The following is a 24,361-nucleotide window of genomic DNA, read 5'->3' as shown; positions in this document are numbered from 1 at the left end:
GCACCGCCGAATCGGCATCGACGACCCGCGAATACAACTTCTTTATGGAGGACTTGGCGAAGATCGAGCCCGACCCCACCGACTGATAACCCTCTTCCTCCAGGTTCCAGCCGCCGGCGGCGTCGAACGAGACGATCCGGCCGGCGCCTTCGGGGTCGGGCGCGTCGATGTCGTACCCCGCCAGCAGCGGCAGAGCCACCAGGCCCTGCATCGCCGCGGCCAGGTTTCCGCGCACCATGATCGCCAGTCGGTTCACCTTGCCGGCAAACGTGAGCGGCACGCCTTCGAGCTTCTCGTAGTGCTCGAGTTCGACGGCGTAGAGGCGGGCGAACTCCACGGCGATGGCCGCGGTGCCCGCGATGCCGGTCGCCGTGTAGTCGTCGGTCACATAGACCTTTTTCACGTCGCGCCCGGCGATCATGTTGCCCTGGGTCGAGCGACGGTCCCCGGCGATGACGACGCCACCGGGAAACTTCAGGGCGACGATGGTGGTGCCGTGCGGCAGCTGCGAGCCCACCCCATCGGCGTGGGCACCGCCACCGAGGCTCGCCGGCAGCAGCTCCGGCGCTTGGCGGCGCAGGAAGTCAGCAAACGACGACAGGTCTACGGCGGGGGTTCCCGGGAATGCGGAGTTAGTGGACAGGCGATCGGAGAAGGGCCAGGTCACTGTCCGCCCTTTTGGACGTATGCCCGGACGAAATCTTCGGCGTTCTCTTCGAGCACGTCGTCGATCTCGTCGAGCAGATCGTCGGTGTCCTCGGCTAGCTTCTCGCGGCGCTCCTGGCCCGCGGCCGTGCTGTCGGCGAGATCGTCGTCGTCGCCACCACCACCGCCACGCTTGGTCTGCTCTTGAGCCATCGCCGGCCTCCTGCTTCATCTGAACTTGTTCAGCGGCTCGCTTGCCTTTTAAGCCACACTGCTCGCTGGTATCTCTACCCTACCGGTCAACCCCGACGTTCCCCGGTTTAACCGGCTTAGCTGGTGAGTTGTTCGACCAGTTCGGCGGCGCTATCCACCGAGTCCAGCAGCGCCCCGACGTGCGCCTTGCTGCCCCGCAGCGGCTCCAGCGTCGGAATGCGCACCAACGAGTCACCGCCGAGGTCGAAGATGACCGAGTCCCAGCTGGCCGCGGCGATGTCGGCACCGAACCTGCGCAGGCACTCACCGCGGAAGTACGCGCGCGTGTCGGTCGGCGGGTTGTCCACCGCCTCCAGCACCTGGTGCTCGGTGACCAACCGCTTCATCGAGCCGCGGGCGACGAGCCGGTTGTACAGGCCCTTGTCCAGCCGGACGTCGGAATATTGCAGGTCGACGAGGTGCAGCCTTGGCGCCGACCAGCTCAGGTTCTCTCGCTGACGGAAACCCTCGAGCAGGCGCAGCTTGGCGGGCCAGTCGAGCACCTCGGCGCACTCCATCGGGTCCCGCTCGAGTTGGTCGAGCACCTGCGCCCAGGTCTCCACGATGTCGGCCGCGCGGGGATCGGGGTCGCGGCTGTCGACGAGCTTCGCCACCCGATCCAGGTAAATCCGTTGCAACGCAAGGCCGGTCAATTCCCGCCCGTCGGCAAGGGCCACGGCGACCCGCAGCGACGGATCGCGGCTGATCGCATGGACCGCGTGCACCGGCCGGGCCAGCACCAGGTCGCTCAGGTCGATCCCGTGTTCCGGGCCGACCTCGATCAAGTCCAGCACCAGCGCCGTCGTGCCCAGCTTGAGGTAGGTCGACGTCTCGGCGAGGTTGGCGTCGCCGATGATGACGTGCAGCCGGCGGTATCGGTCCGCGTCGGCGTGCGGTTCGTCGCGGGTGTTGATGATGCCGCGCTTGAGGGTGGTCTCGAGGCCGACCTCGACCTCGATGTAATCGGAGCGCTGGGACAGCTGGAAGCCGGGCTCGTCGCCGGAGGGCCCGATGCCGACCCGGCCGGAGCCGGTCACCACCTGGCGGGATACCAGGAAAGGGGTCAGTCCCGCGATGATCGACGAAAACGGTGTCTGCCGCGACATCAGGTAGTTCTCGTGCGACCCGTAGGAGGCGCCCTTGCCGTCGACGTTGTTCTTGTAGAGCTGCAGCTTGGCGGCCCCGGGCACGCTGGCGACGTGCCTGGCGGCGGCCTCCATGACGCGTTCGCCGGCCTTGTCCCAGATCACCGCGTCCAGCGGGTCGGTGCACTCGGGCGCCGAGTATTCGGGGTGGGCGTGGTCGACGTAGAGCCGCGCGCCGTTGGTCAGGATCATGTTGGCCGCGCCGACTTAGTCGGCGTCGACCACTGGAGGCGGGCCCGCCGAGCGGCTCAGATCAAAACCGCGGGCGTCCCGCAACGGTGATTCCACCTCGTAGTCCCAGCGGGTGCGTTTGGCGCGCTGAATGCCGGCGGCGGCGGCATAGGCCAGCACCGCCTGGGTCGAAGTGAGGATCGGGTTGGCCGTCGGGTCCGACGGCGATGAAATGCCGTACTCGACCTCCGTCCCGATAATCCGTTGCATGGCCTAAGCGTAGGCCCGCCGACGATGCGCCCCGCGCGGCGGGGCGTTGAGAAGGCGGGCAATCGGGCTAGGCCCGCCGACGATGCGCCCCGCGCGGCGGGGCGTTGAGAAGGCCGCCCTAGTCGCTCAACGACCAGCGCGAGCGGGGCGCCCGTCGTAGGGTGAGCCGCCATGGACCTAAGTCTGCGCCGCGCCCCGCGCCGCCGCGGTCCGGTGAACGGCGCGGCTGAAAGCTGGTTCCTGGCGCGGGGTTTGCCGTCCGTACTGACGAGGCGCGCCCGGTGGCGCCGGCTCTGGCCGCGCGCGGCGCCGGTGCTCGCGGCGTACGCGGCGCTGCAGGCCTGCATCCTGCTGGTGTATCTGATCACCGGCGGCCACGACGTCGAAATCACCGGCACACCAACGACTTCGGAGCTGCTCGTGCTCGTCGTCGTCGGCCTCAGCCTCCCGCTGATGGCGGTCGTCGGCTGGCTGGTGTCGCGATCGCGCAACGGGCGGGCGCGCGCGACGATAGCGACGGCGTCGGTCGTGGTGGTGGTGTCCGTCGGCGTGGCGACGGGAGACGCTGCGCAGCTGCCGCAGCAGGCCGCCGTCATCGCCGTCGTGCTGATCCTGACCGGCTTCGGCGTCGGTTCGGTGGTCGGCTGGGCGGTCCGCATGATGCTGTCGCACTTCACCATGGTCGGCGCGCTGGCGGTCCGGGCGTTGCCGGTCGTGCTGCTGACGGCGTTGGTCTTCTTCAACACCTACGTCTGGCTGATGGCCGCCACGATCAGCGGGAACCGGCTCGGGCTGGCGATGGCGTTCCTGGTCTCCATCGCGGCGGCGTTCGTCATCTCGGCCACGGTGGAGCGGGTGCGACCGACGCTGAAGTCGGCGGCGGCCTTGCCCGGAGACGCCGAGCACCTCGCGGGCACGCCGTTCGCGACCATGCCGGACGCCCCGGACAGCACGCCGTTGAGGAAGAGCGAACGCCTCAACGTGGTGTTCGTTCTGGCCGCGTCCCAGCTGGCACAGATCCTGGTGGTGGCGGTGGTCACGGCCACCATCTATTTGATTCTCGGCCTGATCGTGCTGAGCCCGGAACTGCTCAACGAATGGACCCACACCTACAAGAGCACCGCGACGGTGTTGGGCTTCACGCTGCCGGTCCCGGACTCGCTGGTGCACATGAGCCTTTTCCTGGGCGCGCTTACCTTCATGTACATCAGCGCCCGCGCGGCCGGCGACGCCGAGTATCGGTCCACCTTCCTGGATCCGCTGATCGGTGACCTGCATGCCACGCTGATCGCCCGCAACCGCTACCGCGGCGCCGTCGCGCCGACCGCGGGTGCTGTTGACGACACCGACCGTAGTGACTAACTTCACCGTGTGTCCGCCCCCGAGTCCGACCGTGCCGTCGGCAAACACGCGCTCGACCTGGCAGGAAAACGCTACGGCGAAGTGCTCCTGGTAACCGCCGGCGAAGCCGGCCCGCAGGCAACGGTTTACAACAGCTTCCCGCTAAACGACTGTCCCGCCGAGCTGTGGTCCGCGCTCGACCCGCACGCCATCGCCGCCGAAAACGGCGTGGCCGCAGCCCTGCTCAACGGTCCGCGGTACTGGCTGATGAACGCCATCGAAAAGGAAGCCCAGGGTCCTCAGATCACGAAGACTTTCGGCGGTATCGAGATGATTCAGCAGGCCACGGTGCTGCTCTCTTCGATGAATCCGGCGCCTTACATCCCGAACAAGGTCAACCGGCACACGGTCTTCGTCTTCAACGCCGGTGAACAGGTCTACGAGCTGATCGACCCCCAAGGGCAGCACTGGGTGATGCAGACCTTGAGCCAGGTCGCCGACCCCAACCTGTCGCAAGCGGACCTGCCGGGGCTCGCCGAGCGGCTCGACCTGCCGGCGGGGTGGAGCTACCAACCGCGGGTGCTCACCGACGAACTGCGCGTCGACACGCGGACCCGGGCGGCCCAGGTGCTGCAGGACAACCTGACCAACAGCTATTCGCTGGTGACCGACTGACGGCTGCCACGCACATCCCTCGCGGCGTGTCGTGCGCGCCGTTTTGAGTGTCGCGGCGCCGCGACCCGAACCCTGAGCAAGCGCGCCGCGACTCAAACCACGGCGTGTGCGTGGTCTGAGTCGCGGCGCGGCTTAGCGCCCTACAGGTACTGGCCCAGGTTGGATTCGGTGTCGATGGCCCGCGATGCGCTCGAGCTCTTGCCGGTGACCAGGGTGCGGATGTAGACGATCCGCTCGCCCTTCTTGCCCGAAATCCGCGCCCAGTCATCGGGGTTGGTGGTGTTGGGCAGGTCCTCGTTCTCGGCGAATTCGTCGACGATCGAGTCGAGCAGGTGCTGGATGCGCAGACCCGGTTGCCCGGTCTCCAACACCGACTTGATCGCGTTCTTCTTCGCCCGGTCGACGACGTTCTGGATCATCGCCCCGGAGTTGAAATCCTTGAAGTACATGACTTCCTTGTCACCGTTGGCGTAGGTGACCTCCAGGAACCGGTTGTCGTCGATCTCGGCGTACATCCGCTCGACGACCTTTTCGATCATCGCGTGGATGCAGGCCGACCGGTCGCCCCCGAACTCGGCGAGGTCGTCGGCGTGCACCGGCAGGGTCTCGACCAGGTACTTCGAGAAGATGTCTTGCGCCGCTTCGGCATCCGGACGCTCGATCTTGATCTTCACGTCCAGACGGCCGGGCCGCAGGATCGCGGGGTCGATCATGTCCTCGCGGTTGGAGGCGCCGATCACGATGACGTTCTCCAGGCCCTCGACGCCGTCGATCTCGCTCAGCAGCTGCGGGACGACGGTGGTCTCGACGTCCGACGAGACGCCGGTACCACGGGTGCGGAAGATCGAGTCCATCTCGTCGAAGAACACGATCACGGGCGTTCCCTCGGACGCCTTCTCCCGGGCCCGCTGGAAGATCAGCCGGATGTGGCGCTCGGTCTCGCCGACGAACTTGTTCAGCAGCTCGGGGCCCTTGATGTTGAGGAAGTAGGACTTCGCCTCGCGCGCATCGTCGCCACGGACCTCGGCCATCTTCTTGGCCAACGAATTCGCCACCGCCTTCGCGATCAGCGTCTTACCGCAACCGGGCGGGCCGTACAGCAGCACACCCTTGGGCGGGCGCAGCGCGTACTCCCGATACAGCTCCTTATGCAGGAACGGCAGCTCCACGGCGTCGCGGATCTGCTCGATCTGGCGCGTCAGACCACCGATGTCGGAGTAGCTGACGTCGGGCACCTCTTCGAGCACCAGGTCTTCGACCTCGGCCTTGGGAATGCGCTCGAACGCGTAGCCGGCCTTGGTGTCCACCAGCAACGAGTCGCCGGGCCGCAACTTGCGCGGCCTGGTGTCGTCGTTGAGCGCGTCGGGATGCCCTTCCGGCAGGTCCTCGGCCACCAGCGGCTCGGCGAGCCACACGATGCGTTCTTCGTCGGCATGACCGACAACCAACGCCCGATGCCCGTCTGCCAGCAGTTCGCGCAACGTCGAGATCTCGCCGACCGATTCGTAGGTGCCGGCCTCGACGACCGTCAGCGCCTCGTTGAGGCGGACCGTCTGACCCTTCCGCAGCGACCCGACGTCGATGTTGGGCGAGCACGTCAGCCGCATCTTGCGACCCGAGGTGAACACGTCGACCGTGTCGTCCTCGTGTGAGCCCAGCAACACGCCGTAGCCACTCGGCGGCTGCCCGAGCCGGTCGACTTCCTCACGCAACGCGAGTAGTTGCTGGCGCGCCTCTTTGAGCGTCTCCATCAACTTCGAGTTGCGGGCCGCAAGCGAGTCGATCCGGGCTTCGAGCTGATGCACATCACGCGCAGAGCGGGCGCCGCCTTGCGCCCCGGCTGCATGCTCGAGTTGCTCGCGCAGCAACGCTGCCTCGCGGCGTAATTCTTCCAATTCGGCAGCATCGCCGCTGGACATGCCTGACTCGCGGGGGGTACCGAATGATTCAGAACGCTCTGAGCCACCCATGTTGCGCTCCTTTCCCACACCGAATTGGCGCGGTGGATACTTCAAAGCTACCGGCGATTGACCAATGATGTGCGGAGTCAAATACCCACGAAAAGTTAAGATTTTCGTCTCGCTGGTAATCTCGGCCACTAATCTCGCTGATCGAAAGGGCCGCCGTGACCGCAAAAAGCCTCGCCACAGGCTTTACCGGCACCGCCGACGTCGGCGTGGCGACCGCGAGTGTGAGTTCAGTTGCACCCGTTGGCCCGACCGCGCGGCGGGCGCCCACTTCGGGAAGCGCCCCGACCCCCCGACCGGCCTGATCGACTGGATGCGCCGACACCTGTCCGCAGCAGTGAGCGCCGTCACCGTCTTGGCGGCGGTCGGGATTTCGGGATGTTCGTCGCATCAGCAACCCCGCATCGCCTCCTCCATGCCCGCGGCGGCCCCCGCCACGTCGAGCACGGTTGTCGTACCTCCGACTACCCCGCTGCCGACGCCTGAAGCCCTTACCGACATCTTGACCCGGCTCGCCGACCCGAACGTACCCGGTATCAACAAGGTGACTTTGGTCGAAGGCGCCACCCCCGAGAGCGCGGACACGTTGGACAAGTTCACCAACGCGTTGCGCGACAACGGCTACCTGCCGATGACCTTCGTCGCGCACGACATCGCCTGGTCCGACAAGACCCCCGGCAACGTGGTGGCCAACATCGACGTCAACACCGCCCAGCGGCCCAACGCCAGCTTCCACTTCCCGATGGAATTCACGCCGTTCCAAGGCGGTTGGCAGTTATCTCGGCGAACCGCCGAAATGCTGTTGGCACTGGGCAAGTCACCCGCGACACCGCCGCCCAACCCGGCACCGCCTCCCGAGCCTGCCCCTGCGCCCGCACCTGCGCCGCAACCCGCCCCGGCTCCCGCGCCGCCGCCCGAGCCCGGCCCGACGCCGAGCCCACCCGGTTGACCCGCGGCATGTGGATCGGCTGGCTCGAGTTCGACGTGCTGCTCGGCGATGTCCGGTCGCTCAAACAGAAGCGGTCGGTGATCCGCCCCGTCGTCGCCGAGCTGCAACGCAAGTTCAGCGTGTCGGCGGCCGAGACGGGTTCGCACGAGCTGTATCGGCGCGCCGGCATCGGCGTGGCCACGGTGTCCGGCGACCGAAGCCATGCCGTCGACGTCCTCGATGCGGCCGAACGGCTGGTGGCCGGGCACCCCGAGTTCGAGCTGCTGTCGGTGCGACGGGGCCTGCAGCGCAGCGACGATTGAGGCCCCGGTCAGCCGTCGCGGCCCTCGCGTTTGCGCCCCAACGGGGCCGGCGCGACGACGCCCGGCGCGAGCCGTCGCGTGAAGACCAGGAACGCGGTATGCCCGCGCATGGAGTGCTGCGGCCGAACGGCCAGACCGACGACGTTCCAGCCGCGTTGCAGCGTCTCCCACGACCGGGGTTCGGTCCAGCACTGCTGGGCACGCAGGGCCTCGACGACCCGCGACAGCTGGGTCACGGTGGCGACGTAGACCATCAGCACGCCGCCGGGGATCAGCAGCCGGGCGACTGCGTCGAGCACCTCCCACGGCGCGAGCATGTCGAGCACGGCGCGGTCGAACGAGCCGTCGGGCCAATCGGAGTCGGCGACGTCGCTGACGATCAGCTCCCAGTTGTCGGGCGGCCGGCCGTAGAACACCGAGACGTTGCGGCGGGCGTGCTCGGCGTGGTCGGCGCGCTGCTCGTAGGAGACCACCCGCCCGTCGGGTCCGACCGCACGCAGCAGCGAGCAGGTCAGCGCCCCCGATCCGGCCCCGGCCTCCAGCACGCGCGCGCCCGGGAAGATGTCGCCTTCGTGCACGATCTGCGCGGCGTCCTTGGGATAGATGACCTGCGGGCCGCGGGGCATCGACATGATGTAGTCGACCAGCAGCGGGCGCAGCACCAGGAAGGGCGCACCGTTGCTGGACTTGACCACAGTGCCCTGCTCCTGCCCGATCAACGCGTCGTGTGCGATCGAGCCGCGATGGGTATGGAACTCCGCGCCGGGGGTGAGCGCCATCGTGTAGTGCCGGCCTTTGGCGTCGGTGAGTTGGACGCGTTCCCCGACGGTGAACGGGCCGGTTGCGGACACGCCGTCTAGCGTGCCAGCCGACTCGCCGCGGGCGGTGCTCGGGGTTGTCGGCACCCGGTTCTACGCTGCGGACATGACCGACCAGCCGCAGGCACTCGCGCGGCCGGCTGCAAGACCGGCGTCGAAACCGGCGCTGTCCCCGTCGAGGGCGGCGGACTTCAAGCAGTGTCCGTTGCTCTACCGGTTCCGGGCGATCGATCGGTTGCCCGAGGCGCCGTCGGCCGCACAACTGCGCGGCTCGGTGGTGCACGCGGCGCTGCAGCAGCTGTACGGGCTGCCCGCCGCGCAGCGCGGCCCCGACACCGCGCTGGCGCTGGTCAAGCCCGCCTGGGAACAGGTGATCGCCGCGACGCCCGACCTGGCCGGCGACTTCGATACCGAGCAGCGCGGCCAGCTGATCGCCGAGGCTCGGGCGCTGCTCTCCGGCTACTACCGCCTAGAGGACCCGACGCGCTTCGATCCGCAGTGCTGCGAGGAGCGCGTGGAGGTCGAGCTCGCCGACGGCACGCTGCTGCGCGGATTCATCGACCGGATCGACCTCGCCGCCACCGGGGAGACGCGGGTGGTCGATTACAAGACCGGCAAGGCCCCGCCGGCGGCGCGGGCCCTGGCCGAGTTCAAGGCGATGTTCCAGATGAAGTTCTACGCGGTGGCCCTGCTGCGCACGCGCGGCGTACCACCCACTCGGCTGCGGCTCATCTACCTCGCGGACGGGCAGGTGTTGGATTATTCGCCCGACCACGACGAGTTGCTGCGCTTCGAGAAGACCCTGATGGCGATGTGGCGTGCCATCCAATCCGCAGGCCGGACCGGCGATTTCCGTCCCAGCCAGTCGCGGTTGTGTGACTGGTGCCCCCACCAGCAGTACTGCCCGTTGTTCGGCGGAACCCCGCCAACCTACCCCGGATGGCCGGATATCGCACTGTCACAAGGCGTTTCGCAGCCGACCGAACCGGCGGCGTGATCGCAGCCCGTCCGTAGGTGTGACGAGCGTCATTGCGGCCTGAGCGTCCGGACGCAATAGTTCATCGGCGAGTGCGGTAGGCTGTTGTCAACGTTGGCGCCAAATGGCTTGCCAGCACGTCGTGATCGATTCGTTATTTCCTCTCAGATCCCCGCGGGGCGCCGAGTCCGAGATGACTAGGTGCGCTCCGCACAGCCTCGAGTCGCGGCGATCGACGTTGCCATACGGGCAATCTCGCTACCACCGACGCTTTAGGGACAGTGAAACATGCTTGAAGACAAAACATTTGCGCACCTCGGGGTGAGCCCACCGCTGGTTGACGCGCTCGCCAAGGGCGGCGCCCACCGGCCGTTCCCAATCCAGATCGAGACCCTGCCGGACACGCTTGCCGGCCGTGATGTGTTGGGCCGCGGCAAGACCGGTAGCGGCAAGACGCTCGCCTTCTCGATCCCGCTGGTGAGCCGACTCGATGCGGGTAACCGCCGACCGGGCAAGCCGACCGGGCTGGTGTTGGCGCCCACCCGCGAACTCGCGACGCAGATCGCCGCGACCATCGCGCCGCTCGCCGCGGTTCGGGGTCTGCGCGTGACCACCGTCTTCGGCGGGGTGCCGCAGCACCGGCAGGCCGCGGCGCTGAAATCCGGCGTCGACATCGTCGTCGCCTGCCCGGGCCGGCTGGACGACCTGATGAAGCAGGGCATCGTCACGCTGAGCGCCGTACAGGTGACCGTGATCGACGAGGCCGACCACATGGCCGATCTGGGCTTCCTGCCCACGGTCACCCGCATCTTGGCGGCCACGCCGGCGGCCGGGCAGCGGATGCTGTTCTCGGCCACTCTCGATGCCGCGGTCGACACCCTGGTGAAGCGATTCCTCAGCGACCCCGTGACGCGATCGGTCGCCGAACCGGCATCCGTGACTCCCGCGATGACACATCATCTCTTCTGTGTCGACGGACCCCAGGCCAAGAAGGACCTGGTGCACCGGTTGGCCTCGGGCGAATCCCGGCGAATCCTGTTCATGCGGACCAAGCATCAGGCCCGGAAGCTGGCCCGCCAACTCACGCAGTCCGGCATCCCGTCGGTCGAGTTGCACGGCAACCTTTCCCAGAACGTGCGCGACCGAAACCTGGCGGCGTTCGCGGCCGGTCACGCGAGAGTGCTTGTGGCAACGGACATCGCCGCGCGTGGCGTGCACGTCGACAACATCGAGCTGGTCGTCCATGTCGACCCGCCGCCGGAGCACAAGGCCTACCTGCACCGGTCCGGCCGCACGGCCCGCGCCGGCGCTTCCGGCGACGTGGTCACCATCGTGTTGCCCGACCAACGCCGGGACGCCGAATCGATGATGCGCAAGGCTGCCATTCGCGCCGTGCCCCAGCAGGTAACCGCGGCCTCCCCCGTCATCCACGCCCTGGCCGGCCAGCCGGCGCCACGCGAGGTCGTCGCGCCGGCCCCGGTGGCGACTCGTGCGCCCCGGGCGAGCGCGGCGCGCAACAGGCGACGCCGCTCGCGTCGCCCCGCCCCGGCGTCGCGGTAGGGACTGCCACTAGCCAATGGTGGCGACCCGCCGCGCCCGGCCAACGCCGCGCTCGCGATCGCCACTAGCCAATGGTGGCGACCCGCCGCGCCCGGCCAACGCCGCGCTCGCGATCGCCACTACTGCAGCGGCGTCATCTCCTGCAGCATCGTGGGAATGAGCTCGCTGACGGTGGGATGGATGTGCATGGTGCGAGCCAGCGTCGTGTAGGGCGCTTTGGCCGACATGACGTCCAGGATCTCGTGAACGGCCTCGTCGCCGCCGACGCCGAAGATGGCCGCTCCCAGTATCTCCCGGGTGTCGGCATCCACGACGACTTTCATAAACCCCTGCGTCTCACCCTTTTCCACCGCCCGGCCGACCCGCGTCATCGGACGCTTGCCTACCAGCGCCTTGCGTCCCGACGCACGTACCTGGTCAACGGTCATCCCGGCACGCCCCAGCGGCGGGTCGATGTAGAGCGCGTAGGTGGTGATGCGGTCGCTGACCCGGCGCGGGTCGTCGTCGAGCAGGTTGGCGGCGACGATCTCGAAATCGTTGTAAGAGGTGTGGGTGAAGGCGCCTTTGCCGTTGCAGTCTCCCATCGCCCAGATGTGGTCGACGTTCGTCTTGAGCTGGTCGTCGACGACGATGTAGCCGCGGGCGTCGGTCTGCACACCGGCCGCCTCGAGGCCCAGGTCGTCGGTGTTGGGCCGTCGGCCCACGGCCAGCAGCAGGTGACTGCCGGCGACCGGGGCGGCGCCGGCGCTCGGGGTCAGTTCAAAGCCATTGTCCTTCTTGATGATTCGCACGTCATCGGCGCCGACGATGACGTCGATGTCCTCGCCCTCCAGGATGTCGCGGACGGTGGCGGACACGTCCTCGTCCTCGCGGGATGCCAGCCGGGAACCCCGCTCGACGACGGTCACCCGGGCGCCGAAGCGCCGGTACATCTGGGCGAACTCCAGCGCGATGTAGCTACCGCCGAGAATGACGAGGTGGCTTGGCAGCGTGTCGAGTTCGAGGATCGACACGTTGGTCAAGAACTCGATGTCGGAGAGCCCGGGGATTTCCGGCACCACCGCCCGACCGCCGACGTTGAGGAAAATCCGGTCGGCGTGCAGCACGTCTTGCCCGTCTCGGGAGTCGACACGCAACGTGTGCGGGTCCTCGAACCTTGCGTGCCCACGAAAGACGGTGCAACCGTCCATTCCCGCCAACCAGTCCTCGACGCCCTTACGGTCGCCCAGCATGATTTCGTCCTTGCGTGCCTTGACTTTCGCCATGTCCACGCTGACCGGTCCGGTCGCCACACCGAAATCCGCACCGCGGCGCGCGAGGTGAGCGGCGTACGCGCTGGCGACCAGGGTCTTGGTCGGGATGCATCCGGTGTTCACGCATGTGCCGCCGATCAGTTTGCGCTCCACCAGCGCAACCCGTTGCCCGGCCCCAGTCAGCCGCCCGGCCAACGGGGGCCCGGCCTGCCCGGCGCCGACGATGATCGCGTCGAAATGCTGTGTCACTTAACGGCCGTCAGGATGTATTCCGTCAGCACGTGACCCGTCACCGCGGCGATGGCGAACCCGCCCAAGATCGCGACCGCATCCTCGAGCAGCGCGATGGGCAGGTCCCTGCCGGCCACGGCGGCCAGCCGCTTGCGGGCCTGATAGCCGCCGAGTGTGCCGAGCACCGCGCCGATGACGCCGGTCCCGAGCGCGGTGAAGGTCCAGTGCGGCCAGGCGCCGAGCGCAGCCCCCGCCAATCCGCCCATGACGATCCTGGCGGCGAAGATCGGCGGCGCCGTGCGGGCCGGCGTCTTGGGCAGCTTGTCGTTGACCAGTTCGCCGACCGCGAGAACGGTGAAGACGATGACCGTGATGATGTTGGCCATCCACGACGCCCACGTGCCATGGAGGTCGAGCCAGCCAAGATAGGCCGCCCAGGCGACCACGGCGGGGGCCGTCAGCGAACGCAGCCCGGCGATGACGCCAATCAGTAAAGCCAGCAGCAGAATAAGCGCGTGTGTCACGAAGACCCTCCTGGGGATCGAACAGCCCGGCAATGGTGAGGGATGACGGCCCATGAGGGTGACACGGGCAAACAGCCCTAGGCGGACGCTAACACAGCTGCGGTCGCGGCACCCGCCTCGAGCGTCACGCTAGCGTGACCGCCGGCGCCGAGCGTCACGCTAGCGTGACGCTCGAGCGGTTGGTCAGAACCGGCAGAACCTGATGTCGGAAGCCAGAATGGCTTTGGCGCCGATGGCGGCCAGCTCGTCCATGATCTCGTTCACGCCACGGCGGGGCACGAGCGCGCGGATCGCGACCCAGTCCGGATCGGCGAGCGGCGCGATAGTCGGCGACTCCAAACCCGGCGTGATCGCCGTGGCCTTTTCCAGGACGGAACGCGGGCAGTCATAGTCGAGCATCAGGTATTGCTGCCCGAAAACCACACCCTGGATCCGCGCCACCAGCTGATCGCGCGCCGCGCGCGTGCCGCCCTGGCCGTCCGGGTCGGCGCCCTCGATCAGCACCGCCTCCGAATCGCACAGCGGATCGCCGAAGGCCACCAGGTCGTGCAGGCTCAGCGTGCGCCCGGAGCCGACCACGTCGGCGATGGCGTCGGCCACGCCGAGCTGCACCGAAATCTCCACCGCCCCGTCGAGTCGGATGACGGTCGCTTCAATGCCGCGTTCCGCCAGATCTTTTCGCACCAGATTGGGGTACGCGGTCGCGATCCGCCTACCGGCCAGGTCCGCCGTCGTCCACTCACGCCCGGCTGGGCCGGCGTAGCGAAAACTCGACGACCCGAAACCCAAGGCCAGCCTCTCGCGCACCGGCGCGTCCGAGTCGCGGACCAGATCGCGTCCGGTGATGCCGAAATCGAGCTGCCCCGAACCCACATAGATCGCAATGTCTTTGGGCCGCAGGAAGAAGAACTCGACCTGGTTGACCGGGTCGATGACGGTGAGGTCCTTGGAGTCGGTGCGACGACGGTAGCCCGCCTCCGCGAGAATCTCGCTGGCCGGCTCGCTCAGCGTGCCCTTGTTGGGAACCGCGACCCGCAACATCGTCAGAGCTTCCGGTAGACGTCGTCGAGCGACAGGCCACGCGCGATCATCAACACCTGCGTCCAGTAGAGCAACTGGCTGATCTCCTCGGCCAGCGCCTCGTCGGGTTCGTGTTCGGCGGCGAGCCATACCTCGCCGGCCTCTTCGAGGATCTTCTTGCCCAACCCGTGGATGCCACCGTCCAGGGCGGCAACCGTCGCGCTGCCGGCCGGCCGGCTACGGGCGCGCTCGCCCAACTCGGCGAACAGATCCTCAAACGTCTTCACGGCCAGCGATTGTTTCACGCGGCGGCGAGCAAAGTCACGGCGGTTTCCGCCGGTGACGTTTTGCGCCGCCGGTCAGTCGAACCCGGCGAGCGTCATGCGCAGCGCCTCTTCGAGCTGAACGTGAAACTCCGGGCCGTCGGGGGGCTGGGTGAGCCAGCGGTCGATGACGAATTTGGCCGTGGCCAAGCTGGTGTGCACCAACAGCGCGGGCCGGACGTCTGCCGCCGCGTCGACGCCCATGCGGGACGCCACTTGCTCGACGAATTCGCGGTGTTCGATCTCGGTGACCAGCACCGATTGGCTCAGCAACCGCGGGGCGGTGGCGACGGCCTGGCGCCAGGTGTCCAGCGTCTGGACTTCGATGACCTCTTGAGCGCGCGCGACGAACAGCCGAATCAACGCCTCGACCGGTGACTCGTCCGGTGGTCTCGCGCTGTAGGACTCGACGATCTCGGCGCTGGCCTCCCGGACGGGACCGACGAGCAGGCTCTCCTTGGTGGGTGCGTACCGGAAATAGGTGCTGATCGATACGCCGGCCGCCGAGGCGATCTCCTCGGTCGTCACGGCGTCGAAGCCGCGTTCGGCGAAAAGCCGCTGGGCGGTCTGCTGGATCTGCGAAACTAGCTCAGCACGACGCCGGTCCCGCAACGAGCCGGTGTTTGCTGAGGGCATGCCTTCACCTTCGTCAATCCGACATTGGAACCCCGCGGCGCTGTCCAGCGACGAACTCAGATGAGTGACTCTACACTATTGAAAGTCGCTATCAAGTAGGCTAACGTGATGCGGCACACACCGATGAGCTGCAGAGTCTTGGGCGCCTGTTGACATTATTTTAATAAGAATTGGCTTCGACGGCGTCGGAAGTCATCTGCTCGGCACTCAGGAATTCAGGGGTGGGAAGAGGGCCGATGGAAGCGGTAGCTGATAGTCGATGACGGTTGCCATAAGTTTGCTGTGCGGGCTTTGGGTCACGCCGCTATGACGACGCAACTCGATGGTGTCGTCGCGATCCGGAACTGGTCGGTCGGGTACGTCAAGCGCCATCCCGTCGCGTCGCTGACCACGGTGGGCGAACAGTTCGTCTTGGGCGTGCGCACGGCACAGTATTTCTTCTTCGACCTGATGACCGGGCGATTTCAGTGGCAGGAGTTCGTCCGCCAGGGCGCATTCATGGCAGGCACCGCGGTGTTGCCGACCATCCTGGTGTCACTGCCGATCAGCGTCACGCTGTCCATCCAGTTCGCACTGCTGGCCGGCCAGGTTGGGGCCACGTCGCTGGCCGGGGCCGCCAGCGGCCTGGCGGTCATCCGGCAGGGAGCATCGCTGGTGGCCGCGGTGCTGATGGCGTCGGCGGTCGGGTCGGCCATCACCGCCGATCTGGGCTCGCGAACGATGCGCGAAGAGACCGACGCGATGGAGGTGATGGGCGTCTCGGTGATCCGTCGTCTGGTGGTCCCCCGGTTGGCCGCCGCGGTGATGATCGGCGTGGCCCTCACCGGAGTCGTGTGCTTCGCCGGATTCTTCGCGAGCTACATGTTCAACGTGTACTTCCAGAACGGGGCGCCGGGCAGCTTCGTGTCGACGTTCGCCTCCTTCGCGACGACCGACGACATGATCCTGGCGCTGGTCAAGGCGGTCGTGTTCGGCGCCATCGTGGCCATCGTGTCGAGCCAGAAAGGCTTGTCCACCAAGGGCGGACCTACGGGCGTCGCAAACTCGGTGAACGCGGCGGTCGTCGAGGCCATCCTGCTACTGATGATTGTCAACGTCGCCATCAGCCAGCTCTACATCATGTTGTCCCCCAGGACGGGGCTGTGACATGACGGCGTCCGCTTATCAACCGTTGGCACCGATTTCGGTCCCGCTCGTCCGGCTCTACCGACGGGGCAAAGTGCCGATCATTCGGCTCGGGCACCTGCTGGTCTTCTTCGTCCGCGCGCTCGTCGCGGTCCCGCTTGCCCTGCGCCAGTACCGGGGCGAGTTCCTGCGGTTGCTGTCGAACATCACCTGGGGCAACGGCTCGATCGTGGTGGGCGGCGGCACCGCCGGCGTGGCCGTCGTGCTCGGCATGACGGTCGGGGCGCTCGTGGGAATCGAGGGCTACAACTTCCTGGACCTGCTCGGCCTGGGGCCCGCCACCGGTTTCGTCTCGTCGTTGGTCAACACCCGCGAGCTGGCCCCGCTGATGGCATCGCTGGCCTTCGCCATGCAGGGCGGCTGCCGCTTCACCGCCCAACTGGGCTCCATGCGCATCGCCGAAGAGATCGATGCCATGGAATCGATTGCGATCCGGCCGATTCCGTACCTCGTCACCACCCGGCTGATCGCCTCGGTGGTGGCGATCGTCCCGCTGTACGCCGCATGCCTGGCGATCGGCTACCTGAGCACCCAAGTGGTGGTGGGACTGGGCAGCGGTGGCTCGACCGGTTCCTACCTGCACTACTTCACGTTGATGCTGGCGGGGCAGGACATCGTCTATTCCCTGATCAAGGCCGTCATCTTCGTCTGGATCGCCTCCACGATCCAGTGCTACTACGGGTACTACGCCGGCGGCGGACCGGAGGGCGTCGGGGTCGCCGCGGGCCACGGCATGCGGGCCAGCATCACCGTCGTGATCATCGTGAACATGCTGCTCACCATGGCGCTGTGGGGCGTCGACTCCGGCGCACGGTTCGGCGGGTAGGTCGGGGGAACATGCCGAACTCCTTTGAGCTGGACGGGCGCGGCCCGTCCGACCGGCAGCTGTTCGGCATCGGCATCGCGGTCGTGGTGGTCAGCGCGCTGCTCACCACCGCGATGTTGGTCAAATCCACTGGCAGACTCAACGATTACGTCCGCGTGGTCGCCGATCTGGTGAACGTGGGCGACGGCCTGCCGCAGAGGTCGGACGTCAAATACCACGGTGTGCTGGTCGGCATGGTCGACGGCGTCGTGCCCGCGGCGCACGGCAACCCCAACTACGTCCACATCGACCTCAAGGAAGAATTCGCCGGCTCGATCCCGGCCAACGTGACCGCGCGCGTGGTGCCCAGCAATGTCTTCGCCGTGTCGTCGGTTCAGTTGGTGGGCTCCCCGAACCGGGAGCGCCCAGCGGCAACGATCCGCGACGGGGCGCATATTCCGGAGGACAAGCGGCTTCCGACGGTGTTGTTCCAGACGACCGTGACGAAGTTGCGCGACCTGCTCGCCGCGGCGGGCCGCGACCGGGACGACCGGTCGGTGGGGATCCTGGCCGCGCTGGGCGCCGCCACCGATCACCGCCGCGTCAGCCTCCTGAACGCCGGCGCGCAATTGAATCGCCTTCTCGACCAGCTCAATTCGGTTGTCAGCACCGACGCTGGCCCCTCGACGGTGTCCGCGTTGCTGGATGCGACTCGGGGGCTGGCGCAGACCGCCCCCGATTTGCTCGACGCGCTGCACCAGGCCGTCGAGCCGATGCGGACCTTCGCCGAGACGCGCGGTCAGCTGGCCGCGTTGCTGTCGGGCGCTGACTACACGGTCGGCACCACGCGCCAGTCGTTGGGCAACCATATCGACCAACTCATAGGGATCACAACCGATTTCACGCCCGTGCTCGGTGTGCTGGCGCAGAAGTCCAATAACTTTGTGCCCGCGGTCGCCAAGCTGGACAACCTGGCCAACCAGTTCATGGAGCAGGTCTGGAACCCGGTCACCAACCTCGGCAACATGCGCGCGATGCTGACGTTCACCCCCAGTTCCACCTACACCCGCGCCGACTGCCCCCATTACGGCGAGCTTAAGGGACCCAGCTGTTTCACCGCACCGCTGATACCGGTGCGGCCCGACCTTCCCGACGTCCTGCTGCCGCAGAACTATCAACCGCCCAAGGATCTGGCCCCGCCCCCGGGCACGGTGATCGGCCCGGACGGAAATCTCGTCGCCGTGGGTCCGCCGCTGATCAACCCGAACCCCAACCTGTCCGATCCCAATCCCCCACTGCCCGCGGGGATCACGCCGTCACCGCCAGTGCCCGGGAGTGCGAACCCCGACAACCCGTCGCCGGGGGCGCCCGCCACGCCGCAGCCCCACGAACCGTGGGTCGCACCGGTGGCGCCAAAGGCACCGTGGATCCCGCAGGCGTCGTTCGGCGGGAACGTGGGACCCGTTGGGAGCCAGTACGAACGGAACATGTTGGGCGTGATCACCGGCGAGCCTGCGACCGCCGCCACCGAGCTGCTGCTGGGCCCGGTCGCCCGCGGCACGACGGTGTCCATCACCCATCCGCCGGCTCATCCGCCCGGGGAGGCCAAATGAGGTTTCGAGGCCCGCTCGTCGCGTTGACCCTGTTCATGGTCGTCTCGCTGACCTTGACGTGGCTGGTGTACGTCAGCCTGCGCCGTGACGTGGCCGGCAACACCGCCACGTATTCGGCGGTCTTCAGCGACGTCTACGGGTTGCGCGAAGGCGACGACGTCCGGATGGCCGGCGTCCGCGTCGGCCGGGTCGAAAAGATCGAGCTCGAGGGAAATCTCGCGAAGGTCTCGTTCGTGGTGCAGCAGGAACAACGGCTGTTCGGAAACACCCTCGCGTCGGTCACCTATCAGAACATCGTCGGCCAGCGTTACCTCGGGCTGTCCCTGGGCAGGGACGGCAGCCCGCAGCCGCTCCCACCGGGTAGCACGATTCCCCTGGAACGCACCGAACCCTCCTTCGACGTCACCACGCTGCTGAACGGCTACGAACCGTTGTTCAGCCTGCTGAACCCCCACGACGCCGACAACCTCACCAAGGGCATCATCGCCTCGCTGCAAGGCGACACGTCGTCGCTGACCACGCTGGTCGGCCAGACCTCAACGCTCACAGAGACATTCGCGGGCCGGGACCAGGCCCTCGGCAGCGTGATCACCAATCTCAACAAGGTGATGGCCAACCTGGCCCAGCAGAACGACAACCTCGACGGGGTGATCACCCAGACCCGCGGCGTCGTGGGCGAGCTCGACGTCCGGCGCCCCGACCTGGTGGCCTCGGTCGGTTCGTTGGCCCGGGTGACCGACCGGCTGTCGACCGCGGCGACGGACGTGTACCCGGCGCTGCGCGAGTTCATCGACCGCCAGCCCGGTGCCACCAAACACATCATGGAGGTCGAACCGCAGGTGGCGTTCTTCGGCGACAACATTCCGCTGCTGCTCAAGGGGCTCGCCCGGGTCGGCAACCAGGGCGCCTACGGCAACGCCTACGTGTGCGACGTGAACTTCATGGGGTTCTTCCCCGGCCTCAACGACGTGGTGCCGATCATCGTCAACGCCGCGACCCCGGGCAACAAGGCGTGGCACAGCCCCAGATGCAGGAGCACGGCGGATGGCTGACGCGTCGGTGTGGCGGCGGATGAGGAAACGACCGCTGGAAAGCTACAACAAAACCCTGCTCGGGTTCATCGCCGTCGCGGTGGTCGCGGTGATCATCGGGGTGATGCTGCTCGTGCACGCGCTCGGCGCCGGATATCGGCACTACACCGCCGAGTTCCTGCAAGCCGCCTCGCTGCGGGCCGGCAACCCGATCGTGGTCGCAGGCATCCCGGTGGGCAACGTCACCAGCATGAAACTCGTCGGCGACCACGTCGAGGCGGGGCTGAAGATTCGGGACAACATCGCGCTCGGCAAGGATTCCCGGGCGCAGATCAAGGTCACCACCATCCTGGGTTCGCGGTACCTCTCGCTGGAACCCGCCGGCGCGGCGCACCTGCCCAACAACACCTTCGACCTGGCACACACCGAGGTGCCCTACGACCTGCAAGCCGCGCTGCAGGACGCCACCACCACTTTCGAACAGGTCGACTCCGACCGGTTCGCGCAGTCGCTCGCAGTGCTCGGCAAGCAGCTCGAAGGACTGCCTGCGGTTGTGCCGCAAGCGATTTCGAACATCCACACGCTCTCGTCGATCATCGCGCTGCGACGTGACCAGCTGGGCCAGCTGCTGCGCAGCACCGAACAGGTGACCAACACGCTGCGGCGTCAGCAGGCCGACATCGGCACCCTGGTCAACCAGGGCCAAGACCTGCTGGGCCAGTTCGTCGCGCGGCGAGCCGTTTTCCACGCGATGATGCAATCCCTGTCGAGCCTCGTCGACACCATGAGCCAGGTCGTGGTCAACGACCGGCCGGCCCTGGACGCGCTGATCAAGGACATGCGCGACTTCACCAACCTGATGTCCGGGCACGACGACCTGCTGCACAGCATGCTGCAAACCAGCCCGATCTTCTTCCGCGAGGCGGCCAACCTCACGGGTGACGGAAACGCGATCAACTTCAACGCCCCCAACGTCCCGCTGATCGACTCGTGGATGTGCGCAATCAGCGGCCGCGCCAAGCAGTTCGGCATGATCCAGTACTTCAAGGATTGCAAGTGAAATCGCTCGCGTCGAAATCGGTGGCCGTCATCGCGGCCCTCGCGGTGATCGCCGCGGCCGCCGGCATCGGTTGGTGGTGTCTGGGGTCCGACGAGGACGCGATTACCGTGACCGCCCAGTTCGACAGCGCCTCAGGCCTCTACGAGGGCAACGAGGTGGCTGTGCTGGGCATGCCGGTCGGCAAGATCACCAAGATCACCGCCAAGGGCGGCTACGTCGAAGTCGAATTCACCGTCGACCGCCACGTCAAGGTTCCCGCCACCGCGCAGGCCGTCACGGTGTCAACCTCCATCCTCACCGACCGCCAGATCGAACTCACACCGCCCTATCACGGCGGACCGACGCTGGAGAACCACGACACCATCGGGTTGCCGCGCACCAAGACGCCCGTCGAATTCAGCAGCGTCCTCAACGTTTTGGACAAAGTGACCAAGTCGCTCGAGGGCGACGGCCGCGGCGGCGGGCCGGTCGCCGACGTGCTCAACGGCGGCACCCAGGTCGTCAACGGCAACGGGGAAAGGATCAAGGCGGCGCTCGGCGAGCTGTCCAAGGCGCTGCGATTGTCCAGCGACGGTGGCGCGGCGACCCGCGAGCAGATCACCACGATCGTGAAGAACATCAGCTCCCTGTTCGACGCGGTGGCCGCCAACGACACCAAGTTGCGGGAATTCGCCTCCACCATCCACCAAGTCAGCCAGATCATGGCCGACGAGGACCTCGGCAGCGGCACCACGGGACGCAAACTCGACGAACTGATCCAACGGGCCGGCGACCTGCTCGACGCCAACCGCGACAACATCAAGCAGACCGCCCGAAACGGCAACGCCACGCTGCAGACGGTGACCGACCAGCGACGCGACCTGGCCGAACTCCTGGACCTGGCTCCGTTGGTGGCCGACAACGCCTACAACATGATCGACCGGGCCAACGGCAGCGTCCGGGCGCGGTTTCTGACGGATCGGTTGCTCTTCGACAGCCAGTACACCAAAGAGATCTGCAACCTGATGGGCCTTCGGCAACTGGGCTGCAGCACCGGGACGATACAGGACTTCGGCCCCGATTTCGGGTTGACCTATGTGCTGGACGGCATGGCCGCCATGGGGCAGAAATGATGACCGCGGTCCCCCGGGGCATGCTGGCGGCGGCGGCCGCGGCGCTGGTGACCGCCGGATGCGCCACGAACGGCCTTGCCAGCCTGCCCCTTCCGGCCCCGGGCCTGGGCTCGGGCGGTTACTCGCTGAACGCCGTGTTCTCCAACGCGCTCAACCTGCCGATGAACGCCAAGGTGAAACTCGCCGGCGCCGACGTGGGGCAGCTCGAGTCGATGGTCGCGCGCAACTACACCGCGGTCACCCGGTTGCGCATCAGGGACGGCGTGCAACTGCCGCGGGGCAGCACCGCCGAATTGCGAACCGCGACACCGCTGGGCGACGTGTTCGTCGCCCTGAAGCCGCCGGCGGCCGGTGATCCGGAGGCGCCACTGTTGAAGGACGGCGACACCATCGGCCTGGACTCGACGGCGGCCGCCGCGACGGTCGAGTCGGTGTTGAGTTCGGCGGCGATCCTGGTGAACGGCGGGGCGGTGCGCAATTTCACCAACATCATCAACGGTTTCGGCAAGGCGACCGGTGACCAGGGCCAGGCGTTCGGGGACATGATCCGCAAGTCCAACGAGCTGCTCGGGACGCTGGACTCGCGTTCCGGCCAGATCTCGACCGCGTTGACCCAATTGTCGCACCTGGCCGACGAACTCGACGCCAAGAACCAAACCATCAGCGAGCTGATGGCGGCCGCCGGTCCCGCCACTTCGGCGCTGGCCGACAACACCGCCCAGCTCTCCGACGTCGCGATCCAGGTGGGCGACACCTCCCGGCTGCTGGCCCGGTTCCCGTCGATCGGCGGGACCGACACCAGCGGCCGCAGCATCATCCGCGACCTGAACACGGTCGCCGGGGCTGCCAATGACGTTGCGATGAGCCCGGATACCAGCTGGCTGGCGCTCAACCGGCTGATTCCGCCGTTGGTCAAGTCGACCGCGGGCAACTCGATTTCGGTGAACGTGGGCGTGGACAAGATCATGCTCGGATCGCTTCCCGATATCGGGTTCCCCGGTGACATCGGACTGCACGGGCCGCACCACTACAACGTGAACCTGCTCGTCGGCACCCTGAAGTACACCCTGTGGCGTCTGCAAGAACGGGTGGTCGGCCGCGGGCCGAATTCGCCACAGGTTCCGGTGGTTCCGGACCCGAACATCCCCGGCCAAATCGACGTCGCCCCCGGACCCCCGCCAGCACCATCGCCGCCAGCACCACCACCGCCGGGACCGCGACCATGATCCGCACCGTCGACAACGTCGCGAACGCCATCGTCCGGGCGGTGCGTACCGGTCACCGGCAACAGGTCTGGCTGTCGGTGGCCGGATTGGCGCTCATTCTGGTCGTCGCCACCGCCTACCTGCTCATCGGAGCGTTGCGGGTGGAACCTTTCGCATCGACCTACCGCGTCACCGTGCAGTTGCCGGAATCCGGCGGCTTGCTGCCCAACCAGGATGTCGCGCTGCGGGGGGTGCGCGTCGGCCGGGTCGAGTCGCTGCGGATCACCGATAACGGCGTGAACGCCATCGCCAGCATCACGTCGAACGTTCGGATACCGGCGAACAGCGTGGTGCACGTGTCGGCGCTGTCGCCGGCCGGCGAGCAGTACATCAACTTCGAGGCCACCTCGGACGCCGGGCCGTACCTGCACGACGGCAGCCTCATCACCTCCGACCGCGCCACCGTTCCGGTCAGCTTGGCGCAGCTGCTCGGCGACGCCGACGGGCTGCTGGCCCAGGTCGACCCCCACAAGGTCGAGTTGATCAAGAAGGAACTCAGCCTGAGCAAGGAGGGCCCGGCGAAGCTGACCGCCATCGTCGACGGCGGCACGTTTCTGCTCTCCACGCTCGATTCGGTGCTGCCCCAAACCACCAGCATCATCAAGACCAGCCGGGTGGTGCTCACCCTGGCGAGCGACAAGAACGCCGGACTGGGCGCTGCCGCAACGGAACTCGACCGAACGCTGACGGGCGTGGCCAGGATGCAGGCCGGCTATCGCCGCTTGACCGGGCAAACCCCGCGCACGCTTTCCGCGGTCGACAACCTGTTCGCCGACAATTCCGACACGATGGTGCAGCTGCTGGGCAGCATGGCGACCATGTCGCAGCTGCTCTATCTACGGGTTCCGGCGCTCAACGCGCTGTTCCCCGACTACCGTGGGTCCGTGTTGGACGCGGTGGCGAGCGCATTTCACGATCACGGGGTCTGGGCGACGGCCGACCTCTACCCGCGCTATGTGTGCGACTACGGGACGCCGTCGCACGCCTCCTCCGCCGCCGACTACTACGAGCCGTTCATGTACACCTACTGCCGCGACGACGACCCCGCGGTCTCGATCCGGGGAGCCAAGAACGCCCCGCGGCCGGGCGGCGACGACACCGCCGGTCCCCCGCCGGGTGCCGACCTGGGCCGTCGAACCGATCCGATCCCGCAGGGTCGCTACACCATTCCCACCCCCTACGGCGGCCCGGCTCTGCCGATCGAACCGCCGCACTGAGCCGTCAACCCATAT

General features: G+C 67.3%; 23 protein-coding genes and 1 pseudogene. 14 read left to right on the top strand and 10 right to left on the bottom strand.

The genetic code is table 11. The annotated features are described in order from the left end of the window. The 3 genes and pseudogenes from prcB to dop form a co-directional block, all read right to left on the bottom strand. The coding region (prcB, locus tag A9X05_RS20335) for a proteasome subunit beta (RefSeq protein WP_067783729.1) at positions 1–667 on the bottom strand (667 nt) is incomplete at its 3' end. Further along, positions 664–858, bottom strand: a complete 195-nt coding sequence (locus A9X05_RS20330) for a ubiquitin-like protein Pup (RefSeq protein WP_067753803.1) — start codon at positions 856–858, stop codon at positions 664–666. The genes prcB and A9X05_RS20330, both read right to left, overlap by 4 nt. 116 nt (positions 859–974) lie before the next feature. Then, positions 975–2,483, bottom strand: a pseudogene (dop, locus tag A9X05_RS20325) (pup deamidase/depupylase). Between the two features lie 171 nt (positions 2,484–2,654). Between dop and A9X05_RS20320 the strand changes: the two are divergent. Together A9X05_RS20320 and A9X05_RS20315 are read left to right on the top strand one after the other, a co-directional pair. Then, positions 2,655–3,845, top strand: coding sequence for a hypothetical protein (locus A9X05_RS20320; RefSeq protein WP_082950448.1), 1,191 nt, complete (start codon positions 2,655–2,657; stop codon positions 3,843–3,845). 9 nt (positions 3,846–3,854) lie between these two features. After that, on the top strand, positions 3,855–4,499 hold the full coding sequence (locus tag A9X05_RS20315; RefSeq protein WP_067753819.1) for a hypothetical protein: 645 nt from the start codon (positions 3,855–3,857) through the stop codon (positions 4,497–4,499). A 140-nt stretch (positions 4,500–4,639) separates the two neighbouring features. On the opposite strand, the gene arc is transcribed toward A9X05_RS20315, so the two are convergent. Further along, complete coding sequence (gene arc / locus A9X05_RS20310) at positions 4,640–6,469, bottom strand: proteasome ATPase (RefSeq protein WP_067783741.1); 1,830 nt, start codon at positions 6,467–6,469, stop codon at positions 4,640–4,642. 310 nt (positions 6,470–6,779) lie between these two features. On the opposite strand from arc, the gene A9X05_RS20305 reads away from it, so the two are divergent. Continuing rightward, the gene (locus A9X05_RS20305; RefSeq protein WP_067783726.1) at positions 6,780–7,415 is read left to right on the top strand and encodes a hypothetical protein; all 636 of its coding nucleotides are present in this window, start codon (positions 6,780–6,782) and stop codon (positions 7,413–7,415) included. 8 nt (positions 7,416–7,423) lie between these two features. Continuing rightward, on the top strand, positions 7,424–7,717 hold the full coding sequence (locus A9X05_RS20300) for a DUF503 domain-containing protein (RefSeq protein ID WP_067783723.1): 294 nt from the start codon (positions 7,424–7,426) through the stop codon (positions 7,715–7,717). A gap of 8 nt (positions 7,718–7,725) precedes the next feature. Here the strand turns inward: A9X05_RS20300 and trmI are convergent, their stop codons facing one another. Then, positions 7,726–8,568: a tRNA (adenine(58)-N(1))-methyltransferase TrmI gene (gene trmI, locus A9X05_RS20295; protein WP_067753845.1), complete on the bottom strand. Its 843-nt coding sequence runs from the start codon at positions 8,566–8,568 to the stop codon at positions 7,726–7,728. 73 nt (positions 8,569–8,641) lie between these two features. On the opposite strand from trmI, the gene A9X05_RS20290 reads away from it, so the two are divergent. Beyond that, the gene (locus tag A9X05_RS20290) at positions 8,642–9,532 is read left to right on the top strand and encodes a RecB family exonuclease (RefSeq protein ID WP_067783738.1); all 891 of its coding nucleotides are present in this window, start codon (positions 8,642–8,644) and stop codon (positions 9,530–9,532) included. A gap of 267 nt (positions 9,533–9,799) precedes the next feature. Beyond that, positions 9,800–11,071 carry a DEAD/DEAH box helicase gene (locus tag A9X05_RS20285; RefSeq protein ID WP_067753848.1) on the top strand — a complete coding sequence of 424 codons (1,272 nt, stop codon included), beginning with the start codon at positions 9,800–9,802 and terminating at the stop codon, positions 11,069–11,071. 119 nt (positions 11,072–11,190) lie between these two features. Here the strand turns inward: A9X05_RS20285 and A9X05_RS20280 are convergent, their stop codons facing one another. From A9X05_RS20280 to A9X05_RS20260, 5 genes are all read right to left on the bottom strand, one after another. After that, a complete protein-coding gene (locus tag A9X05_RS20280) occupies positions 11,191–12,573 on the bottom strand; it encodes an FAD-containing oxidoreductase (RefSeq protein WP_067783721.1) in 1,383 nt (460 codons plus the stop codon). Continuing rightward, positions 12,570–13,079, bottom strand: a complete 510-nt coding sequence (locus tag A9X05_RS20275; protein WP_067783718.1) for a DUF4126 domain-containing protein — start codon at positions 13,077–13,079, stop codon at positions 12,570–12,572. The genes A9X05_RS20280 and A9X05_RS20275 overlap by 4 nt, the downstream gene beginning before the upstream one ends. 183 nt (positions 13,080–13,262) lie before the next feature. Beyond that, positions 13,263–14,120 carry an ATP phosphoribosyltransferase gene (gene hisG / locus A9X05_RS20270; RefSeq protein WP_067783715.1) on the bottom strand — a complete coding sequence of 286 codons (858 nt, stop codon included), beginning with the start codon at positions 14,118–14,120 and terminating at the stop codon, positions 13,263–13,265. 2 nt (positions 14,121–14,122) lie between these two features. Beyond that, on the bottom strand, positions 14,123–14,404 hold the full coding sequence (locus A9X05_RS20265; protein ID WP_067783712.1) for a phosphoribosyl-ATP diphosphatase: 282 nt from the start codon (positions 14,402–14,404) through the stop codon (positions 14,123–14,125). A gap of 54 nt (positions 14,405–14,458) precedes the next feature. Further along, positions 14,459–15,058 (bottom strand): TetR family transcriptional regulator, encoded by a 600-nt coding sequence (locus A9X05_RS20260; protein WP_067753863.1) that lies wholly within the window; start codon positions 15,056–15,058, stop codon positions 14,459–14,461. 306 nt (positions 15,059–15,364) lie between these two features. On the opposite strand from A9X05_RS20260, the gene A9X05_RS20255 reads away from it, so the two are divergent. The 8 genes from A9X05_RS20255 to A9X05_RS20220 are packed head-to-tail and all read left to right on the top strand — an operon-like array spanning position 15,365 to position 24,346. After that, positions 15,365–16,204, top strand: a complete 840-nt coding sequence (locus tag A9X05_RS20255; protein ID WP_067753866.1) for an ABC transporter permease — start codon at positions 15,365–15,367, stop codon at positions 16,202–16,204. Between the two features lies 1 nt (position 16,205). After that, on the top strand, positions 16,206–17,069 hold the full coding sequence (locus tag A9X05_RS20250) for an ABC transporter permease (protein WP_067753869.1): 864 nt from the start codon (positions 16,206–16,208) through the stop codon (positions 17,067–17,069). An 11-nt stretch (positions 17,070–17,080) separates the two neighbouring features. Beyond that, positions 17,081–18,661: an MlaD family protein gene (locus A9X05_RS20245; RefSeq protein WP_067783709.1), complete on the top strand. Its 1,581-nt coding sequence runs from the start codon at positions 17,081–17,083 to the stop codon at positions 18,659–18,661. Next, positions 18,658–19,713, top strand: a complete 1,056-nt coding sequence (locus A9X05_RS20240; RefSeq protein ID WP_067783706.1) for an MlaD family protein — start codon at positions 18,658–18,660, stop codon at positions 19,711–19,713. Before A9X05_RS20245 ends, A9X05_RS20240 begins: the two co-directional genes overlap by 4 nt. Further along, positions 19,706–20,752, top strand: coding sequence for an MCE family protein (locus A9X05_RS20235; RefSeq protein ID WP_067783703.1), 1,047 nt, complete (start codon positions 19,706–19,708; stop codon positions 20,750–20,752). The genes A9X05_RS20240 and A9X05_RS20235 overlap by 8 nt, the downstream gene beginning before the upstream one ends. Continuing rightward, a complete protein-coding gene (locus A9X05_RS20230; RefSeq protein ID WP_067783700.1) occupies positions 20,749–21,864 on the top strand; it encodes an MCE family protein in 1,116 nt (371 codons plus the stop codon). Before A9X05_RS20235 ends, A9X05_RS20230 begins: the two co-directional genes overlap by 4 nt. Continuing rightward, the gene (locus tag A9X05_RS20225; protein ID WP_156675629.1) at positions 21,864–23,090 is read left to right on the top strand and encodes an MlaD family protein; all 1,227 of its coding nucleotides are present in this window, start codon (positions 21,864–21,866) and stop codon (positions 23,088–23,090) included. The genes A9X05_RS20230 and A9X05_RS20225 overlap by 1 nt, the downstream gene beginning before the upstream one ends. Next, positions 23,087–24,346 carry an MlaD family protein gene (locus A9X05_RS20220; protein ID WP_067783694.1) on the top strand — a complete coding sequence of 420 codons (1,260 nt, stop codon included), beginning with the start codon at positions 23,087–23,089 and terminating at the stop codon, positions 24,344–24,346. The genes A9X05_RS20225 and A9X05_RS20220 overlap by 4 nt, the downstream gene beginning before the upstream one ends. Positions 24,347–24,361 lie beyond the last annotated feature (15 nt).

Source organism: Mycobacterium sp. E3298 (assembly GCF_001666895.1).
Taxonomy (GTDB): Bacteria; Actinomycetota; Actinomycetes; order Mycobacteriales; family Mycobacteriaceae; genus Mycobacterium.
Note: the sequence above shows the minus strand (reverse complement) of the source record. Positions and strands in the feature narration are given on the sequence as shown.

Bases quoted from the DNA above. Each gene is read 5' to 3' on its own strand.
- A9X05_RS20330 (WP_067753803.1), bottom strand. From the start codon at position 858: ATGGCTCAAGAGCAGACCAAGCGTGGCGGTGGTGGTGGCGACGACGAC.
- A9X05_RS20220 (WP_067783694.1), top strand. From the start codon at position 23,087: ATGATCCGCACCGTCGACAACGTCGCGAACGCCATCGTCCGGGCGGTG.
- A9X05_RS20260 (WP_067753863.1), bottom strand. From the start codon at position 15,058: ATGCCCTCAGCAAACACCGGCTCGTTGCGGGACCGGCGTCGTGCTGAG.
- A9X05_RS20290 (WP_067783738.1), top strand. From the start codon at position 8,642: ATGACCGACCAGCCGCAGGCACTCGCGCGGCCGGCTGCAAGACCGGCG.
- arc (WP_067783741.1), bottom strand. From the start codon at position 6,469: ATGGGTGGCTCAGAGCGTTCTGAATCATTCGGTACCCCCCGCGAGTCA.
- A9X05_RS20250 (WP_067753869.1), top strand. From the start codon at position 16,206: ATGACGGCGTCCGCTTATCAACCGTTGGCACCGATTTCGGTCCCGCTC.
- A9X05_RS20305 (WP_067783726.1), top strand. From the start codon at position 6,780: ATGCGCCGACACCTGTCCGCAGCAGTGAGCGCCGTCACCGTCTTGGCG.
- A9X05_RS20320 (WP_082950448.1), top strand. From the start codon at position 2,655: ATGGACCTAAGTCTGCGCCGCGCCCCGCGCCGCCGCGGTCCGGTGAAC.
- A9X05_RS20245 (WP_067783709.1), top strand. From the start codon at position 17,081: ATGCCGAACTCCTTTGAGCTGGACGGGCGCGGCCCGTCCGACCGGCAG.
- A9X05_RS20300 (WP_067783723.1), top strand. From the start codon at position 7,424: ATGTGGATCGGCTGGCTCGAGTTCGACGTGCTGCTCGGCGATGTCCGG.
- hisG (WP_067783715.1), bottom strand. From the start codon at position 14,120: ATGTTGCGGGTCGCGGTTCCCAACAAGGGCACGCTGAGCGAGCCGGCC.
- A9X05_RS20235 (WP_067783703.1), top strand. From the start codon at position 19,706: ATGGCTGACGCGTCGGTGTGGCGGCGGATGAGGAAACGACCGCTGGAA.
- A9X05_RS20240 (WP_067783706.1), top strand. From the start codon at position 18,658: ATGAGGTTTCGAGGCCCGCTCGTCGCGTTGACCCTGTTCATGGTCGTC.
- A9X05_RS20285 (WP_067753848.1), top strand. From the start codon at position 9,800: ATGCTTGAAGACAAAACATTTGCGCACCTCGGGGTGAGCCCACCGCTG.
- A9X05_RS20225 (WP_156675629.1), top strand. From the start codon at position 21,864: ATGACCGCGGTCCCCCGGGGCATGCTGGCGGCGGCGGCCGCGGCGCTG.
- A9X05_RS20255 (WP_067753866.1), top strand. From the start codon at position 15,365: ATGACGACGCAACTCGATGGTGTCGTCGCGATCCGGAACTGGTCGGTC.